This is a genomic window from Streptomyces sp. NPDC001027 (assembly GCF_040299045.1).
Taxonomy (GTDB): domain Bacteria; phylum Actinomycetota; class Actinomycetes; order Streptomycetales; family Streptomycetaceae; genus Streptomyces.
The window spans coordinates 61,061-86,149 of the sequence record NZ_JBEPBI010000011.1; the positions used below are offsets into that span (position 1 = coordinate 61,061).

The window sequence follows — 25,089 nt, forward strand, 5'->3', positions numbered from 1 at the left end:
GTTTCAGGAAGGGGAACGAGCATGGCGGCCATGAAGCCGCGAACGGGTGATGGCCCGCTCGAGGTGACCAAGGAGGGGCGGGGCATCGTCATGCGCGTTCCGCTCGAAGGCGGCGGGCGGCTCGTCGTCGAGCTGACCCCTGACGAGGCCGACGCGCTCGGCGACGCCCTGAAGAAGGTCGTCGGCTGACGCGCAAGCGACCCTGTTCTCTTCGACTGCTCCGGTGACCCTTCTGGGCGCCGGAGCAGTCGTCTTCGCGCCGTCCGCGCCTCTCGCGGTCCCCGTCAGCCGTCCGGGCGCGGCCCGCGGGCCGTCGGCGCGGTCGGCGTAGTCAGCGCTTGACCGCGCACAGCAGCCCGTCGCCGACCGGCAGCAGCGAGGGCACGAGCTCCTGGCTCTCCCGCACCGCCCGCAGCAGCTCCCGGATGCGTATGACCTCCGTCGGCTGCGGTCCCGAGTCGACCGTGCGCCCGTTGGCGAACACGCCCTCGAAGGCCACCAGGCCGCCCGGGCGCAGCAGGCGCAACGATTCAGCGAGATACTCCTGCAGCTCCAGACGGTCGCCGTCGCAGAAGACGAGGTCGTAGCCCGCGTCCGCGAGGCGGGGCAGCACGTCGAGCGCGCGGCCCGGGATGAAGCGGGCCCGGTTGCTGGCGAAGCCGCAGGCCCGGAAGGCCGTCCGGGCGAACTGCTGATGCTCCGGCTCAGGGTCGACGGTCGTCAGGACGCCGTCCGGGCGCATCCCGTACAGCAGGTGGATCCCGGAGACGCCGGTGCCGGTGCCGATCTCGGCGACCGCCTTCGCGTCCACGGCGGCGGCGAGCATCCGCAGCGCGGCGCCCGTGCTGGGCGACACCGAGCGCAGCCCTGCCTCACGGGCCCGGTCGCGGGCCCAGCGCAGCGCTTCGTCCTCGGCGGCATAGGCGTCGGCGAACGCCCAGCTTGCCTGCCGGTTGCCGGTAATGACCCTCTCCTGTCCCCGTGGTTGCCTCGGCGTGACTGTATCCGTTGCCGCCGGGAACCCGCAGATGGGACCGGACGTTTGAAGGGGTGGGAACGACGACGGGGGGACACAGTTGGATCACGATGGGGGACCGGGCGCCGACCAGGCGCTGATGCAGCCGTACGAGCCCGGTCAGCGCACATCAATCTCTCGTAAAACCGCTTATCCGGAGCTAACGGGCGAGGTGGCTATGGTAGGGGCTCCACTGGACACCACCAGAGCCGACAGGGGAGGTGCGGCCGCGCCTGTGGATCGGGGAGGAGTGCTGCGGCGCTTTCTCGGGTCGGCGGGCAGGCCGAAATCCGTGAACGACACCGCTGCTGACCACAGCCACGCCGGCGCCGCCGCCGGACAAGCCCAGACCGCGACCTTCACCACCGACGCGGACGGGCAGGCGTGGACTCCGCCCACGTGGGAGGAGATCGTCAGCATGCACAGCGGCCGGGTCTACCGGCTCGCCTACCGGCTGACCGGCAACCAGCACGACGCCGAGGATCTCACCCAGGAAGTCTTCGTCCGCGTCTTCCGCTCCCTGTCGACGTACACGCCGGGCACCTTCGAGGGCTGGCTGCACCGCATCACGACCAACCTCTTCCTCGACATGGTCCGCCGCAAGCAGCGCATCCGCTTCGACGCGCTGGGCGACGACGCGGCCGAGCGGCTGCCCAGCAAGGAGCCCACCCCTCAGCAGCTCTTCAACGACGCCCACTTCGACGCCGACGTCCAGCAGGCCCTCGACACCCTCGCGCCCGAGTTCCGCGCAGCCGTCGTCCTGTGCGACATCGAGGGCCTCTCCTACGAGGAGATCGCCGCGACCCTGGGCGTCAAGCTGGGCACCGTCCGCTCGCGCATCCACCGCGGCCGTTCACAGCTGCGCAAGGCCCTCGCGCACCGCTCGCCCGAGGCGCGCGCCGGACGCCGTCCGCTCGTGGCGCGCGTGCCCGCTCTGGGAGGAGGGGGCGCTACCGCGTGAGTGGATCCCGACACAACGCCGCCGAGAGGCTCCTCGCGGAGCAGCATCTCGGAGACCGGCTCTCGGCCTTGGTGGACGGCGAGCTCGGTCACGACACCCGTGAGCGCGTGCTGGCGCACGTGGCGACCTGTTCCAAGTGCAAGTCGGAGGTCGACGCGCAGCGCCGACTGAAGAACGTCTTCGCGGAAGTCGCGCCGCCCACCCCCTCCGAGAGCTTTCTGGCCCGTCTCCAGGGGCTCCCCGGGGGAGGCGATCCGGACCCCGGCGGCACGCCGCCCGGCGGCGGCTTCGCAGACGGAGTCTTCGGAGTGCGAGGCACGCGCCGGGACGAGCCGTTCGAGTTCGGCTACGTACCGGCCCGCGACCACGGCTCCGTGCTCTCCCCCGCGTCCGACCGCGGCTTCCGCATCCACCCGCTGGGCCGTGGCGAACGCCATGACTCCGAGCGCTCCCGCGGCATGCGGTTCGCCTTCGTCGCCGCCGGCGCGGTGTCGCTGGCCGCGATCGCCCTCGGCGGCATGACCACCGTCGCCCCGGTCGACACGAGCGCGGACGGCCGGGCCGGAGCGGGCTCCGGAAGCAATGTGACCCCGGCCCGCACCCCGGGCACGGGCTCCTCGGCGGCCTCGGAGAACCAGCGTCGCCGCGCCGCCGACCCCCTGCTCTCCCAGGGCGGTCAGCTCGGCGACACCCCGGCGGCCCCGACCGACGCCTCCGCTCCGCTGCTGCCCGGCGTGCCCGCTCCGGCCGGCGGCCGCTCCGACCAGGTCCTGCACCGGCTCACCACGCCCATGGTGGCCGGGGCGGCGGCGATGTCCCCGCTGATACGTCCGCTCGGCACGACCCCGCCGGTCTCGCTGACCGCCTGGAGCCCCGCGCCTCCGGTCACCGGTATCGGTCTGCTCGCCGCACCCGCCCCCGACACCACCTCCGCCCCCTCCCCCTCGCCCTTCCTGCGCAACGCTCGCTGAGCAGGGCCCGCGCCACTGTGCCGTGAACCTGGTTGAATCCAGGGACGACCGCGTCCGGTCAGGCAGCCGGACGCGAAGGCGGAGTGCGCGGGTGGGGAGAGCATGGACGAGGGGAAGCCCACGAAGGCGAAGTGGTGGAGCCGGCCTCGACCACAGGAACCCACAGGAGAGCGGCCCACCGCGGACGACTCCGACGGCACGCCCGTGCCCCCGCCGCCCACCCCGGACGGCGACTACGAACCGGCCCGCCCCGCCGACCCGGCGGCCCCGCTTCCGGCTTCGGCGGGGGTGGGCTCGTCGGGGACGGCTGCCGATGCCGACGCTGCCCACCCGGACGCGGGGCCCGCTGACGCGGCTGACGCCGGGTCGGGCGGGGGCGCCTTGGCCGACGGGGCCTCCGGTGTCTCCGGTGCGGACGGCGTCGGCCATGGTGACGCCGGTGCTGTGGACGAGGCCCCGGGCGGGGAGGGCTTGCCGGGGGCGGCTGCCGAGCGCGGTGTCACCGCTCCTCCCGTGACGCCGGCGGAGCCGGTAGCCGTCGAGCGTCCCAAGCCGTTGCACGACCCCGACGCGTACAGCACCCCGCCGTACGGCCAACCGGGCCCCTGGGCCCCGGCGCCCCCCGTCCAGCATCCGGCCGTCGCGACCGTCCCGCCGGTGATCCCGTCGATCCCGTCGATCCCGTCGGTCGTGCCGGTCGCGCATGAGGCGGCCCCGCCATCGCCCGATCCGACGCAGGCCGACCCGGGGCCGTGTCCGCCGCCCGCGGATCCGGCACCGGCGACCACCGCCGTCCCGGGCGCTGCCATCCCGACGTCCGCCAGCCCGGGCGTTGCCGTCCCGACAGACGCCGTTCCGGCCGTTGCCACCCCGACCACCGCCACCCCGGCCGTTGCCACCCCGACCACCGCCACCCCGGCCGTTGCCACCCCGACCACCGCCACCCCGACCGTTGCCACCCCGACCACCGCCACCCCGGCCGTTGCCACCCCGACCACCGCCACCCCGACCGCTGCCGTCCCGACGGCCGTCACCCCGGGCACTGCCAGCCCGGGCGCCGCCGCCCCGACCGCTGCAGTCCCGACCGAAGTCGGCCCGGGCGTTGCCGTCCCGACAGACGCCGTCCCGGCCGTTGCCACCCCGACCACCGCCACCCCGGGCGGTGCCACCCCGACCACCGCCACCCCGGGCGGTGCCGTCCCGACCGCCGCCGCCCCGGCCGTTGCCGCCCCGGGTGTCGTCGGTGCGGGGGACGGTTCCGGTGCTGGGGGCGGGGGTGGGTTGGAATGCGGTCTCGGTGCGGCGCCTGCGGTTCTCGGTGACCTTGGGTCTCCGCTTGCCTCCGCGGACGGCGCCGGGTCGGTCCCGTCGTCCGGCCGGTCCGGCGCGGCCGCAGGGGACGTCGGCTTCGACCCGTGGCGGCGCTACGACCCGTGGGCCGCCGCGTCGTCGCGCAAGCCGTGGCAGCACAGCGAGGCCGGGGCCCTGGCCGCCGGGGAGCGGCGGCGCTGGGTGCGCAGCCAGCTGGTGGGCGGCGCCGTCGCCGTCGCGTTGGTGTCCGGCGTGCTCGGAGGAGCCGTCGGCGTGTACCTCGAGCGCAACGGCGGGCTCGACCCGGTCCGGCTGCCGCAGGCGTCCGCCGAGCCCGCCGGACGCTCCGCGGACAGCGTGGCCGGGATCGCCGCCCGCGCCCTGCCCAGCGTCGTCACCCTGCACGTCAGCGGCAGCGGCAGCGAGGAGGGCGGCACCGGCACCGGGTTCGTGCTCGACTCGCTCGGCTACATCCTCACCAACGACCACGTCGTCGAGCCGGCCGGCAGCGGCGGCGGGATAACCGTCGTCTTCAACGGCGGCCAGACCGCCAAGGCCGAGGTCGTCGGCCGGGACAGCGGATACGACCTCGCGGTGGTACGGGTGACCGGGGTGAAGGGGCTGAAGCCCCTGTACCTCGGCAACTCCGACAACGTGCGGGTCGGCGACCCGGTCGTCGCCATCGGCGCCCCCTTCGACCTCGAGGGAACCGTCACCTCCGGCATCATCAGCGCCAAGGAACGGCCCATCACCTCCGGCGGCGACGGCGCGAACGCCGGCGACGTGTCGTACGTCGACGCCCTGCAGACCGACGCGCCGATCAACCCTGGCAACTCGGGCGGGCCGCTCCTCGACGCGCAGGGCCACGTCATCGGCATCAACTCCGCGATCCGCTCCGCCGACGACGGCGTGGGCGCCGGCAACGCGCAGTCCGGTTCCATCGGCCTCGGCTTCGCCATCCCGATCAACCAGGGGAAGCGGGTCGCCGAGGAGCTGATCAACAAGGGCAGGGCGACCCACCCGATCATCGGCATCACCCTCGACCTGCAGTACGCAGGCGACGGCGCCCGGATCAGCGCGAAGGCCGGTGACGGGGGCTCCCCGGTCACCGCGGGCGGCCCCGGCGCCAAGGCCGGTCTGCGGGCCGGTGACGTCGTCACCCAGGTCGACGGGCAACGCGTCCACTCCGGCGAGGAGCTGATCGCCAGAACCCGCGCCCACCGCCCCGGCGACCGTCTGCGGCTGACAATCCTGCGCGACGGCGCCGAGCGCGCCGTCACGCTGGTCCTCGGCTCGTCCGGGGGCGGCTGACGCGCCGCGCCCCCGGCCGCGTGCGGCCACGCGGCCGAGGTTTGACTGAAACGTCACAGACGGGGCCGCGAAAAGTGGTCCGACATGGCAAACATCGCGGAAAACCGGCCGCGTACACGCACGCCGAGGCTCCGGGACAGTACCGGTTCGACAGGTGCGACAGGTACCGTGGACCCGCCCGGACCACGGAAGACCCGAACTGACCACTGAGGGCCCGAGGACCGAGGACCGCGGACATCGCAAGGAGCTTCAGGTGTTCAATGACATAGGACCGCTCGAGCTGGTGACGATCATCGTCCTGGCCGTGCTCGTCTTCGGTCCGGACAAGCTCCCGAAGGTCATCCAGGACGTGATGCGCACCGTCCGGAAGATCCGCGAGTTCTCCGAGAGCGCCAAGGCGGACATCCGCAGCGAGCTGGGGCCGGAGTTCAAGGACTTCGAGTTCGAGGACCTCAACCCCAAGACCTTCATCCGCAAGCAGCTGGACAACGACGAGCTGGGGCTGAAGGAGATCCGCAACGGCTTCGACCTGAAGAAGGAGATGGCCGAGGTCACGGACGCGGTCCACAGCCGCGACACGGAAGCCGCCGGCTCGGGGTCGTCCTCCCCGTCCGCGTCCGGCGGCGGTCGCGTCGACATGACCAAGAAGCCCGAGGAGCCGGGCGGGGACGACCGTCCGCCCTTCGACGCGGACGCCACCTGAGCCACGCGCACCCCTCGGTGTGAGGGGGCGCACGCCGTACGCGCCGGGTGGATTCCCGGCAGCCGGGAGCGGGGTGGCTATGCTGCCTGGTTGTTGTGCGGAGCGGACGAGTACGCCCGAAGGGGGGCGGGCCGGTCGTTCCGTCGAGAACGAGGAGGCGTCCGGGCAGATGGAGACGACGAGTCGGGCAGTCGCGCAGACGCCGGCCGCGGAGGGCGGACCACAGGTCCCCTCCGTCCGGCGTACGGTCGACGGCTACCTGGAGGCGCCCTTTCCCTGGTACGGCCTCGACGAGGCCTTCACGGGGCCGCGCTGGCTGATGCAGGTGGGCACGGCGGCCGACGGGGCCGTCGAGCACGGTTCCGTCGGACACGGCGACGAGCCCTCCGTGCGGCACGAGACGGCCGGCGAGGACCGCGGCAAGTTCGCGGTCGTCGTGACCGTCGCCGCGAACCCGGTCCGGCGCAGCCCGGACGGCACCGGTCTGCTCGAGGCCACCTCCGTGTCCTCGGCGGCCTGGCTGGCGGGCGTGGGCCTGCTGTCGTTCACCTGGCCCGGCCAGATGGACCACAGCCTGCGCGACGACTGGCTGGACCAGCAGACCGAGACGGCGTGGGTGCTCGCCGACGACCTCTCGGGGCCGGACTGGTCGACGCTGTCCCTGCCGGTCGACGGCGTGCCGACGCCGTTCCACTACCGCGAGTCCGAGTTCGGCTGGGTGCTGGCCGGATCCACCCAGAACGGGGTGCATCTGGGGGCGTACGGACGCGGCATGAGCGCGTACGGCCTCGGCTTCTCCGCCGTCAAGGACATCGCCGAGTACGCCTAGACACCGGAGTACGCCTGGACACCGAGTACGTCTAGACGCCGGGTACGCCCGGACATCGGGGCCGCGCAGGCCCCGACACGGCGAAAGGGTGCCCCCCGAGCGGAGGGCACCCTCATGGACGCGACGCCCCCGAGCGCACGCTCACGGGCGGGGGCGGGCGGACGCCGTGGTGCGGACCCGCCCTAGAACTTGTTCCTCGGGGTGATCCCCAGCGACAGTCCCGACAGGCCGCGCTGCCTGCCGCCGAGCTTGCCCGCGATGGCCCGCAGCGCGGAACCCGCCGGGGACCCGGGGTCGGTCAGGACGACCGGCTTGCCCTCGTCGCCGCCCTCGCGCAGCCGGACGTCGATCGGGATGGAGCCGAGCACCGGGACAGCGGCGCCGGTCGTGCGGGTCAGCCCCTCGGCCACCGACTGTCCGCCGCCCGTGCCGAAGACGTCGACCATCTCCCCGCAGTGCGGGCAGGGCAGGCCGGACATGTTCTCGACCACGCCGACGATCTTCTGGTGGGTCTGCACCGCGATGGACCCGGCCCGCTCGGCGACCTCGGCCGCCGCCTGCTGCGGTGTCGTGACGACCAGGATCTCGGCGTTGGGGACCAGCTGGGCGACCGAGATCGCGATGTCGCCGGTGCCCGGCGGGAGGTCCAGCAGCAGCACGTCCAGGTCGCCCCAGTAGACGTCCGCGAGGAACTGCTGCAGCGCGCGGTGCAGCATCGGCCCGCGCCACACGACCGGGGCGTTGCCCGGGGTGAACATGCCGATGGAGATGACCTTCACGCCGTTCGCCGACGGCGGCATGATCATGTTCTCGACCTGGGTGGGACGGCCCTCCGCGCCCAGCATCCGCGGCACGCTGTGGCCGTAGATGTCGGCGTCGACCACGCCCACCTTCAGGCCGTCGGCCGCCATCGCCGCCGCCAGGTTCACCGTCACCGACGACTTGCCGACGCCGCCCTTGCCCGACGCCACCGCGTACACACGGGTCAGCGAGCCCGGCTTGGCGAAGGGGACCTCGCGCTCGGTCTGGCCGCCGCGCAGGGCGTTCGCCAGCTCCTTGCGCTGCTCGTCGCTCATCACGTCGAGGGTGACGTCGACGCGGGTCACGCCCTCCACCGCGGAGACCGCGTCCGTGACGCGTTGCGTGATCGTCTCGCGCATCGGGCAGCCGGAGACCGTCAGGTACACGGTGACCGCGACCGCCCCGTCCGCACCGATCTCCACCGACTTCACCATCCCGAGCTCGGTGATGGGCCGGTTGATCTCGGGGTCGTTCACCGTCGCCAGTGCCTCGCGCACCGCGTCTTCGCTAGCCATAAGCACGATGGTACGGCGAGCCGCGGTGGCCCCGGTAAGCCCGTCACCGGTCGTCTACGTCACGTCCCCGCGGCCGTTCTGCCGGGAATACGGCGTGTTCGTGACGCCCGTCCCGCCGTTCCTCCAGCTCCTTGACCATGTCCTGGAGCTCGGAGCGGATCCAGTCCCGGGTGGCGACCTCGCCCAGACCGATGCGCAGGGCGGCGATCTCGCGGGTCAGGTACTCGGTGTCGGCGATGGACCGCTCGTTCTGCTTGCGGTCCTGCTCGAGGTTGACCCGGTCACGGTCGTCCTGCCGGTTCTGCGCGAGCAGGATCAGCGGGGCCGCGTAGGAGGCCTGGAGCGACAGCATCAGGGTCAGGAAGATGAACGGGTAGTTGTCGAAGCGCAGGTCGCGCGGGGCGAAGATGTTCCACAGGACCCAGACGATGATGACGATCGTCATCCAGACGATGAACCGCCCGGTGCCCAGGAAGCGCGCGATGCGCTCCGACAGCCGGCCGAAGGCCTCCGGGTCCCACTCGGGCAGGATCCGGTGCCGGGGCGGCCGCGGCTGGTCCAGCCGCGGCCGGTGGCGGCTGGACGCCGTGGCGCCGGCCGGGGTGCGCTCGGCGCGCCCGCCGCTCTCGCGCTCAGGAGTCATGCGGACCCACCTCCTCGGCCGCCGCGCTCTCGTCGAGGTGGAACTCCGTCTCCCGCCAGTCCTCGGGCAGCAGGTGGTCCAGGACGTCGTCCACCGTCACCGCGCCCAGCAGCGAGCCCGCCTCGTCGACGACGGGGGCCGCGACCATGTCGTACGTCGCGAAGAACCCGGCGACGACCGGCAGCGCCGCGTCCGGCGCCAGCGCCTGCAGATCGTCGTCAAGGATCGAGCTGACCAGGGTGTACGGAGGGTCGCGCAGCAGCCGCTGGAAGTGGACCGTGCCGAGGTACTTGCCGGTCGGCGTCTCGTCGGGCGGGCGGCAGACGTAGACCTGCGCGGCGAGCGCGGGGGAGAGGTCGCGGTTGCGCACGCGCGCGAGGGCGTCCGCGACGGTGGCGTCCGGCCGCAGGACGATCGGCTCGGTGGTCATCAGCCCGCCCGCGGTGTGCTCCTCGTAGGCCATCAGACGCCGCATGTCGGCCGCGTCCGCCGGCTCCATCAGGCTCAACAGCCGCTCCTGGTCCCGCTCCGGGAGCTCGGACAGCAGGTCGGCCGCGTCGTCGGGGTCCATGGCCTCGAGGACGTCCGCGGCGCGCTCCTCCTTCAGCTTGCCGAGGATCTCGATCTGGTCGTCCTCCGGGAGCTCCTCGAGGACGTCGGCGAGGCGGTCGTCGTCGAGGGCCGCGGCCACCTCGGCGCGCCGCTTCGGCGACAGGTGGTGCAGGACGTTGGCGAGGTCGGCGGGGCGAAGCTGCTCGAAGGTGGCCAGCAGGCTCTCCGCGCCCTGCCCGTGCTCCTCCAGCGAGAACCCGGTGACCGCCGACCACTCCACGGTCAGCGTCTCGCCCTTCGCCCGCCGGAAGGCGCTCGCCTTCTTGCCCTTGCGGACGAAGACCCGGTCGATCTCCCAGTCCCGGCGGGCCGGCAGCTGCTGCACCGACACGTCGAGGACGCTGACCTCCTCGCCGGTCTCGACGAGCGTGACACGCCGGTCGAGCAACTCACCGAAGGCCAGCCGCTCGGTCGGCCGCTGCTCGAAGCGCCGGACGTTGAGCACGCCGGTGGTGATGACCTGTCCGGACTCGATGCCGGTGACCCGGGTCATCGGCAGGAAGATGCGCCGCCGCGTGGACAGTTCGACGACCAGTCCCAGCACCCGGGGCGGCCGCCGGCCCACGCGCAGCACGACGACGAGGTCGCGCACCCGGCCCACCTGGTCACCGTTCGGATCGAAGACGGGGACGCCGGAGAGGTGCGAGACGAAGATGCGCGGGGCGCCCGCTGCCATCACCGCACCTCCTTCCCTGCAGACGTCTTCACGGACCTCACGGACCACTCCACGGTCGTCGCCGCGGAGCGGGCGTTCGCGTGGTCACGGGTGAGGCACTTCTCCCGAATGCCCGCTCGTGCGGGCTTCAGGCTAGCCCGTCCCGATCGGATACGCCCTGGTGGGCGGTCCGGACGGACTGGCTCCGCCGGTGCTCCGCGACCCCGGTACGCTGCCGTACGCCGCTCGGCACACCCCCGCGGAAAGGCGACTCCCCCTGTGACTGCGATGCCCCAGAACCGTGCGCGCCGGGTCCCGCTGGTGAGCGCGCTGTGCGCGCTGGTCGTGGGTCTGGGAGTGACGGGATGCAGTGAGGATCCGGACGCGGGCACGAACGGCGTGGGCAGACTCCCCGCCCAGGAGATCCAGGCGAGGACGAAGACGGCCGCGGGGTCGGTCGACGCGGTGCGCCTGTCGGGGAACGTGGTCACCAGCGGGCGCACGTACAAGCTCGACATGCGTCTGAAGGCGGGCGGCGCCACCGGCTCGGTCACCGCCGAGGGAGCCACCTTCCATCTGCTGCGGGTCGGCGAGCACCTGTTCCTGAAGGCCGACGCGGCGTTCTGGAAGCACGAGGACGCCGATTCCGACGACGGCAAGGGCGCCGCCGCCGGTGAGAAGCTCGACGGCAAGTATGTGAAGGTGCCGACGGGCGACCCGTCGTACAAGAAGTTCAGCGGCTTCACGGACAAGGATCTCCTGCTCGACGGTCTGCTGACGCTGCACGGCTCGCTGGACACCGACGGCCATCACGAGCAGTCCGGCGTCCGCACGGTCCGCATCACCGGCGACGGCGGCTCCGGCGGCACGCTGGACGTGTCGCTGGAGGGCAAGCCCTACCCGCTGCGCCTGGAACGCGCCGGCGGGGCGGGCACGCTGAGCTTCTCGGCCTGGGGCAAGGACTTCGCCCTCGAGGAGCCGGCGACGGGCGAGACGGTGGACTACGGCAAGCAGCTCCCGTCGTCGTAGCCCGCCGCAGGGCCCTACTTCCGTCTGCGTTTCCTCAGCAGCAGCTTCGGGAGTGCGGCCGGCGCCGCCTCGCGGGTCGTGGCCGGCGTGGGGAGGGGCGCCGCGGCGAGGTCCCCGTCGGGCAGCGGCGACGTGCCGCCGGTCGGCTCCAGCCGGAGCACCCGGCACTCCCGGGCCCAGCGCTCCGTCATGGCCTCGCCGTCGGGCGCGTTCAGCCGCTTGCCCTTGAGCTCGGCGACGGTCGCCTCCCACGCCTCGGAGCCGGGCGCGAGCCCGACGATCCGCGCCGTCCAGGAGACCAGCCGGCCGCCCTTGTCCTTGCTGCGCACGGTGACCTCGGCCGAGCCGCCGTCGACGAGCCCCGGCAGCGGCTGCTCGCCCGGCCCGTCCCCGATGAGACAGACCGCGCCCTCGTGCCACACGTGCCACAGCGCACGCGCCGCCGTCTGGCCGGCGCCCCGGACCCAGACGAGGCCGGACTTCTTGGCGGCCTCCTCGACGAGTGCCCGCTCGACGAGGGCGTCCTCGACGAGGCCCCGGTCCCCGTGGGCCCGGCCGATCAGCTCGCTAGTCATGGCGAAAGCCTAGCCCGGCGTCCTCAGAGCCAGCCGTTGCGCTTGAGGGTGCGGTGGATGCCCACGCACAGCGCCACCATGGCCGACATGACCACGGGGTACCCGTACTTCCAGTGCAGCTCCGGCATGTAGTCGAAGTTCATGCCGTACACCCCGCAGACCATCGTCGGCACGGCGATGATGGCGGCCCAGGAGGTGATCTTGCGCATGTCCTCGTTCTGCGCGACGGACGCCTGCGCGAGGTTGGCCTGGAGGATCGAGTTGAGCAGTTCGTCGAAGCCGATCACCTGCTCCTGGACCCGGGCCAGGTGGTCGGCGACGTCGCGGAAGTACTTCTGGATGTCGGGGTCGACCAGCCGCATCGGCCGCTCGCTCAGCAACTGCATGGGCCGCAGCAACGGCGACACCGCGCGCTTGAACTCCAGTACCTCACGCTTGAGTTGGTAGATCCGGCCGGCGTCCGTGCCGCGCGGGGCGCCTTTGCGGCCGGGCGAGAACACCTCCGTCTCGACCTCGTCGATGTCGTCCTGCACGGCGTCCGCGACCGCGATGTAGCCGTCGACCACGTGGTCGGCGATGGCGTGCAGCACCGCCGAGGGGCCCTTGGCGAGCAGTTCGGGGTCGTCCTGGAGGCGGTGGCGCAGTGCGCGCAGCGAGCCCTGGCCGCCGTGCCGGACGGTGATGAAGAAGTCCTTGCCGGTGAAGCACATGACCTCACCGGTCTCGACGACCTCGCTGTTGGCCGTCAGCCGGTCGTGCTCGATGTAGTGGATGGTCTTGAAGACGGTGAAGAGGGAGTCGTCGTAACGCTCCAGCTTGGGCCGCTGGTGGGCCTGCACCGCGTCCTCCACGGCCAGCGGGTGCAGCCCGAACTCGGCGGCGATGCCCGCGAATTCGGCCTCGGTCGGCTCGTGCAGGCCGATCCAGACGAAGCCCCCGTCGCGCCGCACCTGACGCATCGCCTCCTGCGGGGTCGGCGCCTGGGCGAACGCGACGCGGGCGCCGTCGCGGTAGACGGCGCAGTCGACGACGGCCGACGGCGTGCCGGGGTCGCGGGTGGTGTCGTAGGCGGCGCCGTCCGTACGCCCGCCCCCCTTGCGCAGGGAGGGGCGGGCGGGGCGGACGACGGCACGGAGGTCGCGGATCATCGACATGGCAGGCTCCTTCGCGACGAGCAAAGAAAGACCGCCACGACGGGTGGAACTGCCCGGAATGGGGACGTCCTGACTTGACGTCTCCCCGGCCGTCGAGGCTGGGAAGGTTTGGCACGTCCACAAAGCGGGGAGCACCGCTCCGTCGCGGTGGCGAGCTTCGCTACTGATTCAGATCAGACAGATCAGGCAAAACGAAACGAAGTGCTCTTCCACGGGAAGATGAGCGCGAGAGTCGGCGACCAGCCGGAGGCGAAGAGGCCAGAGCAGTTGCGTCAGCGGTTGGAAGAGCGAGTGGTACTGCACGGGTGACTTCGATCCATGACAGCCCCACCTCCTCCAGCCGGTCCCTCGTAAGGGAGTCTCGTCTGCGTCGGGGCAAGATCGCGACGCTTCGGCGTGCTGCCCCGAACCACCGGGCCAGAGTAGCAGTCGACCGAAGTGTCAAGGTGCTGCTTTGCCGCGCACTGACGAGTTCTATGCTCGCCGCATGGCTGATGTTCTTCCTCTGGTGGACGCCCGTTTGCGCACGGCGCTAGGCGAGCCGGACGCCCGCGCGGCGGTCACCTTCCTCGGCGTCGACCGTGTCGAGGTGCTGCGTTTCCGTGAGGGCGACATCGTCCGCTACGCCACGCTCGGCATGTCCGCGCAGCCGATGAGCGACCCCACGGCGGTGCTCGCGGACCCGGTGAAGGGCCCGCGAGCCGAACTGCTCCTGTCCGTCCGCCCGGGTGACGCCGACACGGACAAGGTGCTTCGTCCGCTCGCTGTGCTCGCCGCGTCCCCGCAGGTCGAAGGCGTGGTGGTGGCTCCGGGCGCGTCGCTCGACGTGGGCGGGCCACTGTGGCCGGGCGCTCCGTTCACCTCGGTCCTGGTCGCCGAGCCGGGCGGTCTGGTCGAGGACCTCGACCTCGGCGAGCCCCTCGACCCGGTCCGCTTCCTGCCGCTGCTCCCCATGACCCCGAACGAGGCCGCCTGGAAGCGCGTGCACGGCGCCCAGGCCCTTCAGGAGCGCTGGCTGACGAACGGGACGGACCTGCGGGATCCATCCCGCAGGTCCGTCCCGCTCGACTGACGCTCCGTGAGGAACGTCACCAACGTGAGCCCGTCGTCGGCCGGTTGGCGTTGCCGGCGCCGAGAGCTCAGCCGGCGAAGACCGCGACCCCGTCCTCGGTCGCGTGCCGCGGCTCGAGTTCACGCGCCTCTGCGGTGAGCGCCCTGCGCCGGACGACGACCACGACCGCGCCGAGCACCGCCGTCGCCGCCGCCACCGTGAACGGCACGTGAACGTCGGTCCACTCCTCGATCTTCGGCGCGAAGTAGGGCGCCGCCGCTGCCGCGAACCACCGCACGAAGTTGTACCCGGCGCTCGCCACCGGGCGCGGAGCGTCCGACACGCCGAGCGCCAACTCCGTGTAGACGGTGTTGTTCACGCCGATGAACGCACCCGACAGGATCGTGCAGACGACCGCCGTGGCATGGTCGCCGTAGCCGAGGACGAGCACGTCGGCGGCGAGCAGCAGCAGCGAGCCGCCGAGCACCTTCAGCGAGCCGAACCGCTTCTGCAGCCGCGGGGCCACGAGCACCGAGAAGACCGCGAGCAGCACACCCCAGGCGAAGAACACCGCTCCCGACCTGTAGGGGGTCATGTTCAGCACGAAGGGGGTGAAGGCCAGCACGGTGAAGAACGTGTAGTTGTAGAAGAAGGCCGAGGCGGCGACGGAGGCGAGACCGCCGTGGCCGAGCGCCTTGAGCGGGTCGAGCAGTGAGGTCCTGCGGGCCGGCTTCGGCTGTTCCTTGAGGAACGCCGTGATGCACAGGAAGCCGACCGCCATCAGGAACGCGGTGCCGAAGAACGGGTAGCGCCAGCTCGCGTCGCCGAGCAGCGGGCCGCAGGCCATGCCGAGGCCGAGCGCGGACTCGTACAGCAGGATGGCGGCCGCGCTGCCGCCGGCCGCCGCGCCGACGATCACGGCGAGCGCGGTGGAGACGAAGAGGGCGTTGCCCAGTCCCCAGCCGGCGCGGTAGCCGACGAGCTGCGCGACCGAGTCCGAGGTGCCCGCGAGGCCGGCGAAGACGACGACCAGGGCGAGGCCGGCGAGCAGCGTCCGGCGGCCGCCGATGCGGCTGGAGACGAAGCCGGTGACCAGCATCGCGATCGCGGTGATCAGGAAGTACGAGGTGAAGAGCAGGGAGACCTGCCCGGCGGTGGCGTCCAGGCCCTGGGCGATGGACGGCAGGATCGGGTCGACCAGGCCGATGCCCATGAAGGCGACGACCGACGCGCCGGCGGTCGCCCACACCGCCTTCGGCTGCCGCAGGATGCTTTCGGCTCCCGCGTCGAATGGGTCCATGGTGCGTCTCACCCCTCCGAGATGGTTGGTATATGCACATAGTAAGTTAGGGCAGCTAATAAATGCAAGTTACACGTACATCGTGGGAGTGCAATCGGTTCGGTCCGGACGGGTGATCGTCCTTGACGTGGACGTGCTCGGGTAGGACCGTGGGGCTCTATGAGGGGCGAACCCAGTTGCCCGAAGTGTGGTGGCCGGGTCAGGGCTCCCGGACTCTTCGCCGATTCCTGGCAGTGCGATGTGCACGGGACGGTCCATCCGCTGCAGCCTGTGATCCCGCCCAGCGTCGAGGCGCTCAGCGTCGTCGTGCACCGCACCCAGGTGCCGGTGTGGATGCCCTGGCCGCTGCCGGTCGGCTGGCTCTTCACGGGCGTGACCTACGCGGGCGACGACCGCAGCGGCGGCCGCGCCACCGCGGTGGCCTGCTCCGGGCCCGCACCGCTCGGCGGCATGGGCGAGCTGATCCTGGTCGCCGAGGAGCTCGGCGTCGGCCTCGGCGCGCGCTTCGCCGGCGTCGACGGACCGGACCCGGGGCCGTACATGAGCGTCGAGAAACCCCCGCAGGCCAAGCTGCTCGCCGCCGGCCGGCCCACCCCGCTGTGGCATGTCTCGGCCACCCCTGACGACCGCGCGGTCTTCGCGGGCGAGGCGCGGGGGCTGTGGCTGTGGGCGGTGGTGTGGCCCGAGCAGTCCGGACTGCTCATGTACGACGAGCTGGTGCTGACGGATCTGCGGGACGCGGGGGCGGAGGTGGAGCTGGTGCCCTGCGGGGCGCTGTCGCCGCGCCTCCTCGAGCCGTAGAGCCTCCGCGCATGTAGGGGGCGCCGAGGGGTTTCGGGTGTGACAGGACCGGTCTGATTTCCGGCTATGCTGAGGCGTCCCCTTCAGTCCCCTTCCGTCCGTCCCCGTCTGGAGTCCGCGTCGTGCGCATCGATCTGCACTGCCACTCCACGGCCTCGGACGGCACGGACACCCCGGCCGAGCTGGTGCGAGGCGCCGCCGCGGCTGGACTGGACGTCGTCGCGCTGACCGACCACGACACCACCCGCGGACACGCCGAGGCGGTCGCCGCACTGCCCGAGGGGCTCACCCTCGTCACCGGCGCGGAGCTCTCCTGCCGTGTCGACGGGATCAGCATGCACATGCTGGCCTACCTGTTCGACCCCGAGGAGCCCGCGCTCCTCGCCGAACGCGAACTGGTGCGCGACGACCGCGTGCCCCGGGCGCGCGCGATGATCGCCCGGCTGAACGGCCTGGGCGTGCCCGTCACCTGGGAGCAGGTGGCGCGGATCGCGGGCGAGGGGTCCGTCGGGCGCCCGCACGTCGCCACCGCCCTGGTCGAGCTCGGCGTCGTGCCGACCGTGAACGACGCCTTCACCGGGGACTGGCTGGGCGACGGCGGCCCGGCCCACGTCGGAAAGCACGAGACCGACCCCTTCGAGGCGATCCGGCTGGTCAAGGGGGCCGGTGGGGTCACCGTCTTCGCGCACCCGGGCGCGAGCAAGCGGGGGCGCACGGTGCCGGAGGCCGTGATCGCGGAGCTGGCGGCCGCCGGTCTCGACGGCGTCGAGGTCGACCACATGGACCACGACGCGCAGACCCGCGCCCGGCTGCGCGGTCTGGCCGGGGACCTGGGGCTGCTGGTCACCGGCTCCTCGGACTACCACGGCAGCCGCAAGACGTGCGTGCTCGGCGAGTACACCACCGACCCCGAGGTGTACGGGGAGATCACCCGGCGAGCGACGGGCGCGTTCCCGGTGCCGGGCGCCGGCGGAGCCTGACCAGGGCCGACGCGCCCGACCGCTCCCGCCTTCCGGCCGCCCTCCCTCGCCCCTTCCTGCCTTCCTTCTTTCCCTCCCTCCCTTCACAAGGCTCTGCACTGATGTTCGACGTCGCCGTCTTCGGCTCTCTCTTCCTCACCCTTTTCGTCATCATGGATCCCCCCGGGATCACCCCGATCTTCCTCGCGCTCACCGCCGGACGGCCCGGCAAGGTGCAGAAGCGGATGGCCTTCCAGGCCGTCTGCGTGGCCGGCGGCGTGATCGCCGTCTTCGGGCTCCTCGGGCACCAGATCCTCGACTACCTGCATGTCTCCGTGCCCGCGCTGATGATCGCGGGCGGGCTGCTGCTTCTGCTGATCGCGCTCGACCTGCTCACCGGCAAGACCGACGAGCCGAAGCAGACCAAGGACGTCAACGTCGCGCTCGTCCCGCTGGGCATGCCGTTGCTGGCCGGTCCCGGCGCCATCGTGTCGGTCATCCTCGCCGTGCAGAAGGCGGACGGGGCGGCGGCGCAGGCGTCGGTCTGGGCGGCCATCCTCGCCATCCACGTCGTGCTGTGGCTCGTGATGCGGTACTCGCTGCTGATCATCCGGGTCATCAAGGACGGCGGCGTGGTCCTGGTGACCCGGCTGGCGGGCATGATGCTCTCCGCGATCGCCGTGCAGCAGATCATCAACGGGATCACCCAGGTCGTCCGGGCGAGCTGACCGGCCGTGTGGCAAGCGCCCGCATGGACGGGCAGAGCCCCCTACGGAGGATCCGTAGGGGGCTCGCAAGTCTGTAGGGGGACCGCGCTGTTACGAGGCCGTGGGGTCGGCCGGACGGATCCACAGCCGCTGCCCGACGGCGGCGGCCTGCTGAACGATCCGGTTGACGGAGGCGGCGTCCACGACGGTGCTGTCCACGGGGGTTCCGTCGACGTCGTCGAGTCGCATGATTTCGAAGCGCATGGCTTCTCCCTTCGTCTGGTCATCCTCCTGCGGAGAACTACTCGGTTACGTAGGGAGTCAACGGCATGCGTGTTACAAACATTCCCTACGCTAAAGAAATTTTTCGAACGACTAATTACTAGCGAGTAAGGGAGCTTGGGTCGACTGAACGGGACCGGTTGTGTTCGCAGCGTGACCACCGGGACAATGGAGGCGATGAACGACGACCTCCCGGCGCTCGCCGCCCGCATCGACCGCGCACTCGCCGGCCGCATCGACCGCACGAACGAGCTGCTGACCCGCATGCTCGCCGAGGTGGCCAAGACGCCCTCGACCCACGCGATCTTCGTCGACGCGGGGTACCTGTACGCGGCGGCGGGGCGTCTGGTGGCCGGGACCGAGGACCGTCGGGCCTTCGACCTCGACGCCGAGGGTCTGATCGAGGCGCTCATCGACCGCGCCCGCTCGATCTTCGCCGACAGCCGGCTGCTGAGGGTCTACTGGTACGACGGCGCCCGGCGGCGCATCCACACCGCCGAGCAGCAGTCCATCGCCGAACTGCCCGACGTGAAGGTGCGGTTGGGCAACCTCAACGCCAACAACCAGCAGAAGGGCGTCGATTCGCTGATCCGCACCGACCTCGAGTCACTGGCCCGGCACCGGGCCATCAGCGACGCGGCCCTGCTCGGCGGCGACGAGGACCTCGTCTCGGCGGTGGAGGCAGCGCAGGGGTACGGCGCCCGTGTCCACCTGTGGGGCATCGAGGCGCCGGAAGGCCGCAACCAGGCCGAGCCCCTGCTCTGGGAGGTCGACAGCCAGCGCACCCTCGACCTCGACTTCTTCAAGCCCTATGTCGCGCGGCGCACCGCCGCGGCCTACGAGGCGGCCGGCGCGAGCCGGCCCACCCGCGAGGCCGTCCGCTTCGCCGGCGCGCAGATCGCGGCGAAGTGGCTGGCGGCCCGGGGCAGGGAGAGCCTGGCCGAGCTGCTGCCCGGCCACCCCTACCTCCCCGGCTCCGTCGACCAGGACCTCCTCGTGGAGGCCGAAGGCATCCTGCAGTACTCCCTGCGCGGTCAGGCGGACCTGCGGCGGGCCCTGCGGGACGGCTTCTGGGAGCACGTCCAGACGCAGTACTAGGGCCTGTCGTTCGGATCAGGCCGCAGGTGACGAACGGGACTGTTCGGCGCCACACCCGGCGTCTGCGGCGTGATCCGAACGACAGGCCCTAAACCCCGTCCCAGAAGTCGGCGAGGCCGCGGGCCGTCAGCAGCGGCTGGTCCTGGTTGGGGGAGTGGTCGGCGTCCGGCACGACCGTCCGGTGCGCCCGCAGTTCCTCGGCCATCGCGTCGAGGAGGGGCACCGGCCAGGTGTCGTCCGTCGCACCCGACAGGACGTGGAGGGGCAGCGGGACGGCGGCGAGCTCGGCGACCCGGTTCGGTTCGACGCACAACCGGCGTCCGGTGACGAGGAGTTGGGCCGGCTTGTGGTTGATCCAGCGCTGCTGCATCTGAGCCGGTCCGCCGAAACCGCGGGCCGGGCCGCCGACCTCCTCCGGCGCTCCCATCGCCAGGATGGCCTGCCAGACCTCGGCCGTCGTCATCACCGCGAGCGCGTCGTGCAGCAGCTTCACCCGCTGCTTCTGGGACTCCGAGATCTCCGCCGGGCCGGAGGAGACGAGCGTGAGCGACACGAAGGGGGAGTGGTCCAGGAGGACGGCGGCGCGGGCGACCTGCCCGCCCATGGAGTGGCCGACGAGATGCACCGGCGTGCCGAGTGCGGCTGCCTGCGCGAGCACGTCACGGGCCAACTCGCCCTGGGCGTACGGCGTTTCGTCGTCGGCGGGGCCGTCGGACTCGTTCTGCCCCCGGCCGTCCACGGCGACGGTCCGGTAGCCGCGGGCGGCCAGCGGCACGTGCAGCCGGTGGAAGTCCTCCTTGCTCCCGGTGAATCCCGGCAGCAGCAGCGCGACACCCCGCTGCTCCACACCGGCGGCCACGGGCGCGTCGACCACGGCGAACGCGCCGCGCGCGGTCCGCAGCGGGTACGCGCGGGCGCCGGGAGGCGGGGGGAACAAGGCAGGCGCGGCGGACGCGTCGACGCCGACGGGCACGACGGCGCGGGGCTCGGCGGGGCCGACGGGGGGCTCGGCGGAGAGGGCGGGCTCGCTGGGGTCGGTCACGTGGGGAGAGTACCGGGGGCCGGGAAACGCCGAGGGCCCGGTCCACAGGGTGTGGACCGGGCCCTCGTGCGTGAGCTCGCCGGCTCAGCCGTCCGTCGGCTCCGCGACGGCCTTGGCGGCCGCCGTCTTGCGGGTGCGGCGCGGCTTGACGGCTTCCGCCTCCTGCGTGGCCTGGGCCGGGATGTCGGCCGTGGCCTTGCGGGTCGTACGGCGACGGGTCGTCGGCTCCGCGCCTTCGGCGGTCTCGACGGCCGCCTCGGCCGGGGCGGCGGCGACCTTGCGGGTGCGCCGCGGACGGGCGACGGCGGCCTCCGCGACCGGCTCCGCCTCGGCGATCCCGGCGTCCGCGACGGCCTTGGCGGCGGCCGTCTTGCGGGTGCGGCGGGGCTTGGCCTCGACGGCCTCGACGCCCTCGGCGGTGTCGACCGCGGCTTCGGCGGGAGCAGCGGCCTTGCGGGTGCGCCGCGGCTTGACCTCGGCCTCGGCAGCCGCCGGGGCGTCGACGGCCGTCGCGGCGGCGGTCTTGGCGGCGGCCGTCTTGCGCGTGCGGCGCGGCTTGGCCTCGGCAGCCTCCGCCGCGTCCACGACGGCCTCCGCAGCGGCCGGGGCCGTCGCCGTGGCCTTGGCGGCGGCCGTCTTGCGGGTGCGGCGGGGCTTGGCCTCGACGGCCTCGACGCCCTCGGCGGTGTCGACCGCGGCCGTCGCCTCGGCCGGGGCCGTCGCGGCGGCGGTCTTGCGGGTGCGGCGCGGCTTGACGGCTTCCGCCTCCGGCGCGGCCTGGGCCGGGATGTCGGCCGTGGCCTTGCGGGCGGTGCGGGTGCGCGGCTTGGCCTCGGTCGCCTCGGCGGTGTCGACCGCGGTCTCGGCGGCGGCGGCCGTCTTGCGGGTGCGGCGCGGCTTGACCGCGGGCTCCACGGCCACGGCGGCCTCCGGGGCCGTCACGATGCCCGTGACGGTGTCGACCGCCGCCTCGGCAGGGGCCTCGGCCGGGGCCGTCGCCTTACGGGTGCGGCGGCGCGGCGCGGCCTGCGCCACCGGCGCGGCCGGCTCGGCAGACGCAGACTCGGCCGCTTCGGTCGTGCCGGCCGGCTGCGCCGTCTCGACGACGGGCTCTGCCGTCCTGCGGGTGCGGCGGCGGCGCGGCTTCGACGCCTCGGTCGTGGCCTCCGGCGTGTCGAGGGCGGGGCCCTCCGCCGTCGTCACGGCCGCCTCCGCCGCCTCGGCGGCGGGCTCGACGGCCGCCACCGGGGCGAGGGCCGTCTCCGACGCGGAACCGTTGCGCGTGCGGCGGCGACGGCGCGGGGTGCGCGGGCCGGCGGCCTCCTCGGCGACGATGGCCGGCTCGGCGACCGGGCCCTGCTCCAGCGCGGTCCCGGGGGTCGCCGCGGCCGCGTCGACGGGCGAGCCGTTGCGGGTACGACGGCGGCGACGCGGCGTACGGGCCGCCCGCCCGCGGTCGTCGGAACGCTCGCCGGAACGGTCCGCGGAACGCTCGCCGGAACGGGACTCGCCCCGTCCGCCACGTCCGCCCCGGTCACCGCGACCGCGCGCACCGCGCCCGCCCGGCTCGCCGAGGTCCTCGATCTCCTCGGCGTCGAGCCCGGCGCGGGTGCGCTCCGAGCGCGGCAGGATGCCCTTGGTGCCCGCGGGGATGCCGAGGTCCTCGTAGAAGTGCGGGGAGGTGGAGTACGTCTCCGGCGGGTCGCTGAAGTCGAGCTCCAGCGCCTTGTTGATGAGCTGCCAGCGCGGGATGTCGTCCCAGTCGACGAGCGTGACCGCGATGCCCTTGGCGCCCGCGCGGCCGGTGCGGCCGATTCGGTGCAGGTACGTCTTCTCGTCCTCGGGGGACTGGTAGTTGATGACGTGGGTGACGCCTTCGACGTCGATGCCGCGGGCGGCGACGTCGGTGCAGACGAGCACGTCGACCTTGCCGTTGCGGAAAGCGCGCAGCGCCTGCTCGCGCGCGCCCTGGCCGAGGTCGCCGTGGACCGCGCCGGAGGCGAAGCCGCGCTGCTGGAGCTGGTCGGCCAGGTCGGCCGCCGTGCGCTTGGTCCGGCAGAACACCATGACCAGGCCGCGGCCGTCGGCCTGCAGGATGCGGGCGACCATCTCGGGCTTGTCCATGTTGTGCGCGCGGTACACGTGCTGCTTGGTGTTCGCGACGGTGCGGCCCGCGTCGTCCGGCGAGGTGGCGTTGATGTGCGTGGGCTGCGACATGTAGCGGCGTGCGAGACCGATGACCGCGCCCGGCATGGTCGCCGAGAACAGCATGGTCTGACGCTTCGCCGGAAGCATGTTGATGATCTTCTCGACGTCGGGCAGGAAGCCCAGGTCGAGCATCTCGTCGGCCTCGTCGAGGACGAGCGAGCGGATGTGCCGGAGGTCGAGCTTCTTCTGGCCGGCGAGGTCCAGCAGACGGCCCGGGGTGCCGACGACGACGTCGACGCCCTTCTTCAGGGCCTCGACCTGGGGCTCGTAGGCGCGGCCGCCGTAGATGGCGAGGACGCGCACGTTGCGCACCTTGCCCGCGGTCAGCAGGTCGTTGGTGACCTGCGTGCACAGCTCACGCGTGGGGACGACGATGAGCGCCTGCGGTGCGTCGGTGAGGTCCTCGGGGCGGGCGCGGCCTGCCTCGACGTCGGCGGGGACGGTCACGCGCTCGAGGAGCGGGAGGCCGAAACCGAGCGTCTTGCCGGTGCCCGTCTTGGCCTGTCCGATGACGTCCGTGCCCGTCAGGGCGACCGGGAGCGTCATCTCCTGGATTGGGAAGGGGGTGGTGATGCCGACGGCCTCGAGGGCTTCGGCGGTCTCGGAAAGGATTCCGAGCTCTCGGAACGTAGTCAGGGTGCTGCCTCTTCTGTGTACGCGGTGCGAGGCGAGCGCGGGGGTCGTGACGGACCGTGCCGGGGACGTCGGATGCCTTACGGGCGAACCGTTCACGGCAAGCCGTATGGCACGGGACCTCTGCCGACGCTCTAGCGCTCGTACCGCTGAGGGTGTCCCTCTAGCCGGCGTACGCGATGTGCCGTACGAGCCATGAGGGCTGTCGGGTCGGAGCCGATCGGGCCACCGACCGGGCATCCTCATACGTGCGGCCCGTCGAATATTCGGCAGGCGCATTACCACCATACCCCGGAATCGCGCACATGCGATGGCTGATTCGGTCACGTTGTGGTTGTCACAGTGCCCGGACCGGTCCGTTGCGTCTTCGTCGTCACACTGACTGACCAGGGACTTCCACGCCCCGGCGAGCGGGCTATTGTGCGCTGCATGACGACCTCTGACAAGCCCGAGATCACCGCAACCGGAATCGCGGCCCAGGACTGGGCGACGGCCTCCGCCGATCCGCAGTACCGTGCCGCGGTCGTGGACCTGTTGGGCGCGTTGGCGTACGGCGAGCTGGCGGCGTTCGAGCGGCTCGCGGAGGACGCCAAGCTGGCGCCCACCCTGGCGGACAAGGCGGAGCTGGCGAAGATGGCGTCGGCGGAGTTCCACCACTTCGAGCGGCTGCGGGACCGCCTCACGGAGATCGGCGAGGAGCCGACGCTGGCGATGGAGCCGTTCGTCGCCGCCCTCGACGGCTTCCACCGGCAGACGGCCCCCTCGGACTGGCTGGAGGGCCTGGTCAAGGCGTACGTCGGCGACTCGATCGCGAGCGACTTCTACCGTGAGGTCGCGGTGCGTCTGGACAGCGACAGCCGGGCGCTGGTGCTGGCGGTGCTCGACGACACCGGCCACGCCGGTTTCGCCGTGGACCGGGTCCGGTCGGCGATCGACGCGGAACCGCGGGTCGGCGGCCGGCTCGCGCTGTGGGCCCGGCGGCTGATGGGCGAGGCCCTGTCGCAGTCCCAGCGGGTGGTCGCGGACCGCGACGCGCTGTCGACGATGCTGGTGGGCGGGGTCGCGGACGGCTTCGACCTCGCCGAGGTGGGCCGGATGTTCTCCCGGATCACCGAGGCGCACACCAAGCGGATGGCCGCTCTGGGACTCGCGGCCTGAGACGCCCCGGGCGTCGGTCGGGCCGACGGCGTCGATGCGGAGCATCGGCAACCGACGACGACGCGGCAGACGCGCGTGCCGCACCCGGCGTCTGCGGCGTGATCCAAACGACAGGCCCTGGCCAGGCGTCGGGCGGGCCGGGCGGTTCGGCCCGGCGGGCTCGGCGCCCCGGCCGCCCAGGGGTCACGCCGGCGCTGATCGTCGGCGCAGTCCTCCGGCAGGGCGCAGCAGCAGGGAGAGCGAGGCGGCGGAGATGATCGCCGCGCCGAGGAGGCTCGGCAGGATGCTGCCGGAGCCCAGCGCGCTGTGGGTGACGAAGTCACCGACCAGGGCTCCGGCGATCCCCGTCGCGAAGACGAGCGTGCGGACCGGCAGGCGGTGGGAGAGGCGGGTGACCGCCGCCCACGCGAGCACGAGACCGAGCACAGCGGAGCCGAGCGCTTCCAAGATCATTTGGGTCCCTCCCAGGCGGCGGGGCTGTGCACCAACGTCGTAGCGCGTCATACCCGTGACCTGCGGAATGCAATCCTCCCCCGGGGGCGTGTCGTGCGCCGTCCGCGCAGCGGGACGGAGGGGGCGGACGGGGCTGCGGGGACGGCGGAGGGAAGAGCTGCGGAGAGCCGGTTCCGGGAGGCGGCGAAGCCCTCGAAGCGGGCGCCCTCGAAGGGAGCCCGCGACGGGGAGGGGTCCGCTGACGGGGAAGGACCCGCAACGGCAGGGTGCGCAACGGGGAGGGGCCCGGGGGGCGGGGGGGGGGGCGGGGGG

The 25,089-nt window shown here is 72.6% G+C and carries 24 protein-coding genes; 13 read left to right on the forward strand and 11 right to left on the reverse strand.

From position 1 onward, the window contains the following. Positions 1-21: 21 nt before the first annotated feature. Entirely contained in the window at positions 22-189 is a 168-nt protein-coding gene (locus ABT300_RS06100; RefSeq protein WP_003966491.1) for a DUF3117 domain-containing protein, read from the forward strand. Positions 190-331: 142 nt separating this feature from the next. Here the strand turns inward: ABT300_RS06100 and ABT300_RS06105 are convergent, their stop codons facing one another. Then, entirely contained in the window at positions 332-1,030 is a 699-nt protein-coding gene (locus ABT300_RS06105; RefSeq protein WP_319188785.1) for an O-methyltransferase, read from the reverse strand. A gap of 235 nt (positions 1,031-1,265) precedes the next feature. Between ABT300_RS06105 and sigE the strand changes: the two genes are divergently transcribed. The 5 genes from sigE to ABT300_RS06130 all read left to right on the forward strand — a co-directional run bounded on the left by sigE (position 1,266) and on the right by ABT300_RS06130 (position 7,101). Further along, entirely contained in the window at positions 1,266-1,976 is a 711-nt protein-coding gene (sigE, locus tag ABT300_RS06110) for an RNA polymerase sigma factor SigE (RefSeq protein ID WP_107442050.1), read from the forward strand. Next, positions 1,973-2,947, forward strand: coding sequence for a zf-HC2 domain-containing protein (locus tag ABT300_RS06115; RefSeq protein WP_351672637.1), 975 nt, complete (start codon positions 1,973-1,975; stop codon positions 2,945-2,947). The genes sigE and ABT300_RS06115 overlap by 4 nt, the downstream gene beginning before the upstream one ends. Before the next feature lie 102 nt (positions 2,948-3,049). Then, positions 3,050-5,569, forward strand: coding sequence for a trypsin-like peptidase domain-containing protein (locus ABT300_RS06120; RefSeq protein ID WP_351672639.1), 2,520 nt, complete (start codon positions 3,050-3,052; stop codon positions 5,567-5,569). Positions 5,570-5,822: 253 nt separating this feature from the next. Next, positions 5,823-6,272 carry a sec-independent translocase gene (locus ABT300_RS06125; RefSeq protein ID WP_351672641.1) on the forward strand — a complete coding sequence of 150 codons (450 nt, stop codon included), beginning with the start codon at positions 5,823-5,825 and terminating at the stop codon, positions 6,270-6,272. A gap of 169 nt (positions 6,273-6,441) precedes the next feature. Continuing rightward, positions 6,442-7,101 carry a hypothetical protein gene (locus ABT300_RS06130; protein WP_351672643.1) on the forward strand — a complete coding sequence of 220 codons (660 nt, stop codon included), beginning with the start codon at positions 6,442-6,444 and terminating at the stop codon, positions 7,099-7,101. A gap of 182 nt (positions 7,102-7,283) precedes the next feature. Here ABT300_RS06130 and ABT300_RS06135 read toward each other — a convergent pair whose 3' ends face one another. The 3 genes from ABT300_RS06135 to ABT300_RS06145 are packed head-to-tail and all read right to left on the reverse strand — an operon-like array spanning position 7,284 to position 10,348. After that, positions 7,284-8,417 carry an Mrp/NBP35 family ATP-binding protein gene (locus ABT300_RS06135; protein WP_351672645.1) on the reverse strand — a complete coding sequence of 378 codons (1,134 nt, stop codon included), beginning with the start codon at positions 8,415-8,417 and terminating at the stop codon, positions 7,284-7,286. A gap of 43 nt (positions 8,418-8,460) precedes the next feature. After that, positions 8,461-9,060, reverse strand: a complete 600-nt coding sequence (locus ABT300_RS06140; protein ID WP_319281090.1) for a DUF1003 domain-containing protein — start codon at positions 9,058-9,060, stop codon at positions 8,461-8,463. Further along, the gene (locus ABT300_RS06145) at positions 9,050-10,348 is read right to left on the reverse strand and encodes a magnesium transporter MgtE N-terminal domain-containing protein (RefSeq protein ID WP_351672647.1); all 1,299 of its coding nucleotides are present in this window, start codon (positions 10,346-10,348) and stop codon (positions 9,050-9,052) included. Before ABT300_RS06145 ends, ABT300_RS06140 begins: the two co-directional genes overlap by 11 nt. A gap of 258 nt (positions 10,349-10,606) precedes the next feature. Between ABT300_RS06145 and ABT300_RS06150 the strand changes: the two genes are divergently transcribed. After that, the gene (locus ABT300_RS06150) at positions 10,607-11,356 is read left to right on the forward strand and encodes a hypothetical protein (RefSeq protein ID WP_351672649.1); all 750 of its coding nucleotides are present in this window, start codon (positions 10,607-10,609) and stop codon (positions 11,354-11,356) included. Positions 11,357-11,370: 14 nt separating this feature from the next. On the opposite strand, the gene ABT300_RS06155 is transcribed toward ABT300_RS06150, so the two are convergent. Both ABT300_RS06155 and ABT300_RS06160 read right to left on the reverse strand, forming a co-directional pair. Next, positions 11,371-11,931: a hypothetical protein gene (locus ABT300_RS06155; RefSeq protein WP_351672651.1), complete on the reverse strand. Its 561-nt coding sequence runs from the start codon at positions 11,929-11,931 to the stop codon at positions 11,371-11,373. 23 nt (positions 11,932-11,954) lie between these two features. Continuing rightward, entirely contained in the window at positions 11,955-13,085 is a 1,131-nt protein-coding gene (locus tag ABT300_RS06160; protein ID WP_351672653.1) for a magnesium and cobalt transport protein CorA, read from the reverse strand. A gap of 487 nt (positions 13,086-13,572) precedes the next feature. Here ABT300_RS06160 and ABT300_RS06165 point away from each other — a divergent pair, with 487 nt between their 5' ends. After that, complete coding sequence (locus ABT300_RS06165; RefSeq protein WP_351672655.1) at positions 13,573-14,157, forward strand: suppressor of fused domain protein; 585 nt, start codon at positions 13,573-13,575, stop codon at positions 14,155-14,157. Positions 14,158-14,224: 67 nt separating this feature from the next. Here ABT300_RS06165 and ABT300_RS06170 read toward each other — a convergent pair whose 3' ends face one another. Continuing rightward, positions 14,225-15,436 (reverse strand): MFS transporter, encoded by a 1,212-nt coding sequence (locus ABT300_RS06170; protein ID WP_351672657.1) that lies wholly within the window; start codon positions 15,434-15,436, stop codon positions 14,225-14,227. Between the two features lie 159 nt (positions 15,437-15,595). Between ABT300_RS06170 and ABT300_RS06175 the strand changes: the two genes are divergently transcribed. The 3 genes from ABT300_RS06175 (at position 15,596) to ABT300_RS06185 (ending at position 17,924) form a co-directional block, all read left to right on the forward strand. Next, positions 15,596-16,237 carry a DUF6758 family protein gene (locus ABT300_RS06175; RefSeq protein WP_351672659.1) on the forward strand — a complete coding sequence of 214 codons (642 nt, stop codon included), beginning with the start codon at positions 15,596-15,598 and terminating at the stop codon, positions 16,235-16,237. A gap of 122 nt (positions 16,238-16,359) precedes the next feature. Continuing rightward, positions 16,360-17,217, forward strand: a complete 858-nt coding sequence (locus tag ABT300_RS06180) for a PHP domain-containing protein (protein ID WP_351672661.1) — start codon at positions 16,360-16,362, stop codon at positions 17,215-17,217. 101 nt (positions 17,218-17,318) lie between these two features. Continuing rightward, positions 17,319-17,924, forward strand: a complete 606-nt coding sequence (locus ABT300_RS06185) for a MarC family protein (protein ID WP_351672663.1) — start codon at positions 17,319-17,321, stop codon at positions 17,922-17,924. A gap of 90 nt (positions 17,925-18,014) precedes the next feature. On the opposite strand, the gene ABT300_RS06190 is transcribed toward ABT300_RS06185, so the two are convergent. After that, positions 18,015-18,167, reverse strand: coding sequence for a DUF8834 family protein (locus ABT300_RS06190; RefSeq protein WP_351672665.1), 153 nt, complete (start codon positions 18,165-18,167; stop codon positions 18,015-18,017). Between the two features lie 195 nt (positions 18,168-18,362). Between ABT300_RS06190 and ABT300_RS06195 the strand changes: the two genes are divergently transcribed. Next, complete coding sequence (locus tag ABT300_RS06195; protein WP_351672667.1) at positions 18,363-19,283, forward strand: NYN domain-containing protein; 921 nt, start codon at positions 18,363-18,365, stop codon at positions 19,281-19,283. 88 nt (positions 19,284-19,371) lie between these two features. Here ABT300_RS06195 and ABT300_RS06200 read toward each other — a convergent pair whose 3' ends face one another. Beyond that, the gene (locus ABT300_RS06200; protein ID WP_351672680.1) at positions 19,372-20,256 is read right to left on the reverse strand and encodes an alpha/beta fold hydrolase; all 885 of its coding nucleotides are present in this window, start codon (positions 20,254-20,256) and stop codon (positions 19,372-19,374) included. A 153-nt stretch (positions 20,257-20,409) separates the two neighbouring features. Continuing rightward, positions 20,410-23,079 carry a DEAD/DEAH box helicase gene (locus ABT300_RS06205; protein ID WP_351672669.1) on the reverse strand — a complete coding sequence of 890 codons (2,670 nt, stop codon included), beginning with the start codon at positions 23,077-23,079 and terminating at the stop codon, positions 20,410-20,412. A 507-nt stretch (positions 23,080-23,586) separates the two neighbouring features. On the opposite strand from ABT300_RS06205, the gene ABT300_RS06210 reads away from it, so the two are divergent. Beyond that, complete coding sequence (locus ABT300_RS06210; RefSeq protein WP_452993262.1) at positions 23,587-24,324, forward strand: ferritin-like fold-containing protein; 738 nt, start codon at positions 23,587-23,589, stop codon at positions 24,322-24,324. A 183-nt stretch (positions 24,325-24,507) separates the two neighbouring features. Here ABT300_RS06210 and ABT300_RS06215 read toward each other — a convergent pair whose 3' ends face one another. Continuing rightward, a complete protein-coding gene (locus ABT300_RS06215) occupies positions 24,508-24,777 on the reverse strand; it encodes a hypothetical protein (protein ID WP_351672673.1) in 270 nt (89 codons plus the stop codon). Positions 24,778-25,089 lie beyond the last annotated feature (312 nt).

Coding starts and splice junctions, on each gene's coding strand:
- ABT300_RS06205 (WP_351672669.1), bottom strand. CDS start 23,079: ATGACGCTCCCGGTCGCCCTGACGGGCACGGACGTCATCGGACAGGCC.
- ABT300_RS06185 (WP_351672663.1), top strand. CDS start 17,319: ATGTTCGACGTCGCCGTCTTCGGCTCTCTCTTCCTCACCCTTTTCGTC.
- ABT300_RS06140 (WP_319281090.1), bottom strand. CDS start 9,060: ATGACTCCTGAGCGCGAGAGCGGCGGGCGCGCCGAGCGCACCCCGGCC.
- ABT300_RS06195 (WP_351672667.1), top strand. CDS start 18,363: ATGAACGACGACCTCCCGGCGCTCGCCGCCCGCATCGACCGCGCACTC.
- ABT300_RS06190 (WP_351672665.1), bottom strand. CDS start 18,167: ATGCGCTTCGAAATCATGCGACTCGACGACGTCGACGGAACCCCCGTG.
- ABT300_RS06175 (WP_351672659.1), top strand. CDS start 15,596: ATGAGGGGCGAACCCAGTTGCCCGAAGTGTGGTGGCCGGGTCAGGGCT.
- ABT300_RS06145 (WP_351672647.1), bottom strand. CDS start 10,348: ATGGCAGCGGGCGCCCCGCGCATCTTCGTCTCGCACCTCTCCGGCGTC.
- ABT300_RS06130 (WP_351672643.1), top strand. CDS start 6,442: ATGGAGACGACGAGTCGGGCAGTCGCGCAGACGCCGGCCGCGGAGGGC.
- ABT300_RS06135 (WP_351672645.1), bottom strand. CDS start 8,417: ATGGCTAGCGAAGACGCGGTGCGCGAGGCACTGGCGACGGTGAACGAC.
- ABT300_RS06155 (WP_351672651.1), bottom strand. CDS start 11,931: ATGACTAGCGAGCTGATCGGCCGGGCCCACGGGGACCGGGGCCTCGTC.
- ABT300_RS06120 (WP_351672639.1), top strand. CDS start 3,050: ATGGACGAGGGGAAGCCCACGAAGGCGAAGTGGTGGAGCCGGCCTCGA.
- ABT300_RS06165 (WP_351672655.1), top strand. CDS start 13,573: ATGGCTGATGTTCTTCCTCTGGTGGACGCCCGTTTGCGCACGGCGCTA.
- ABT300_RS06100 (WP_003966491.1), top strand. CDS start 22: ATGGCGGCCATGAAGCCGCGAACGGGTGATGGCCCGCTCGAGGTGACC.
- ABT300_RS06160 (WP_351672653.1), bottom strand. CDS start 13,085: ATGTCGATGATCCGCGACCTCCGTGCCGTCGTCCGCCCCGCCCGCCCC.
- ABT300_RS06170 (WP_351672657.1), bottom strand. CDS start 15,436: ATGGACCCATTCGACGCGGGAGCCGAAAGCATCCTGCGGCAGCCGAAG.
- ABT300_RS06215 (WP_351672673.1), bottom strand. CDS start 24,777: ATGATCTTGGAAGCGCTCGGCTCCGCTGTGCTCGGTCTCGTGCTCGCG.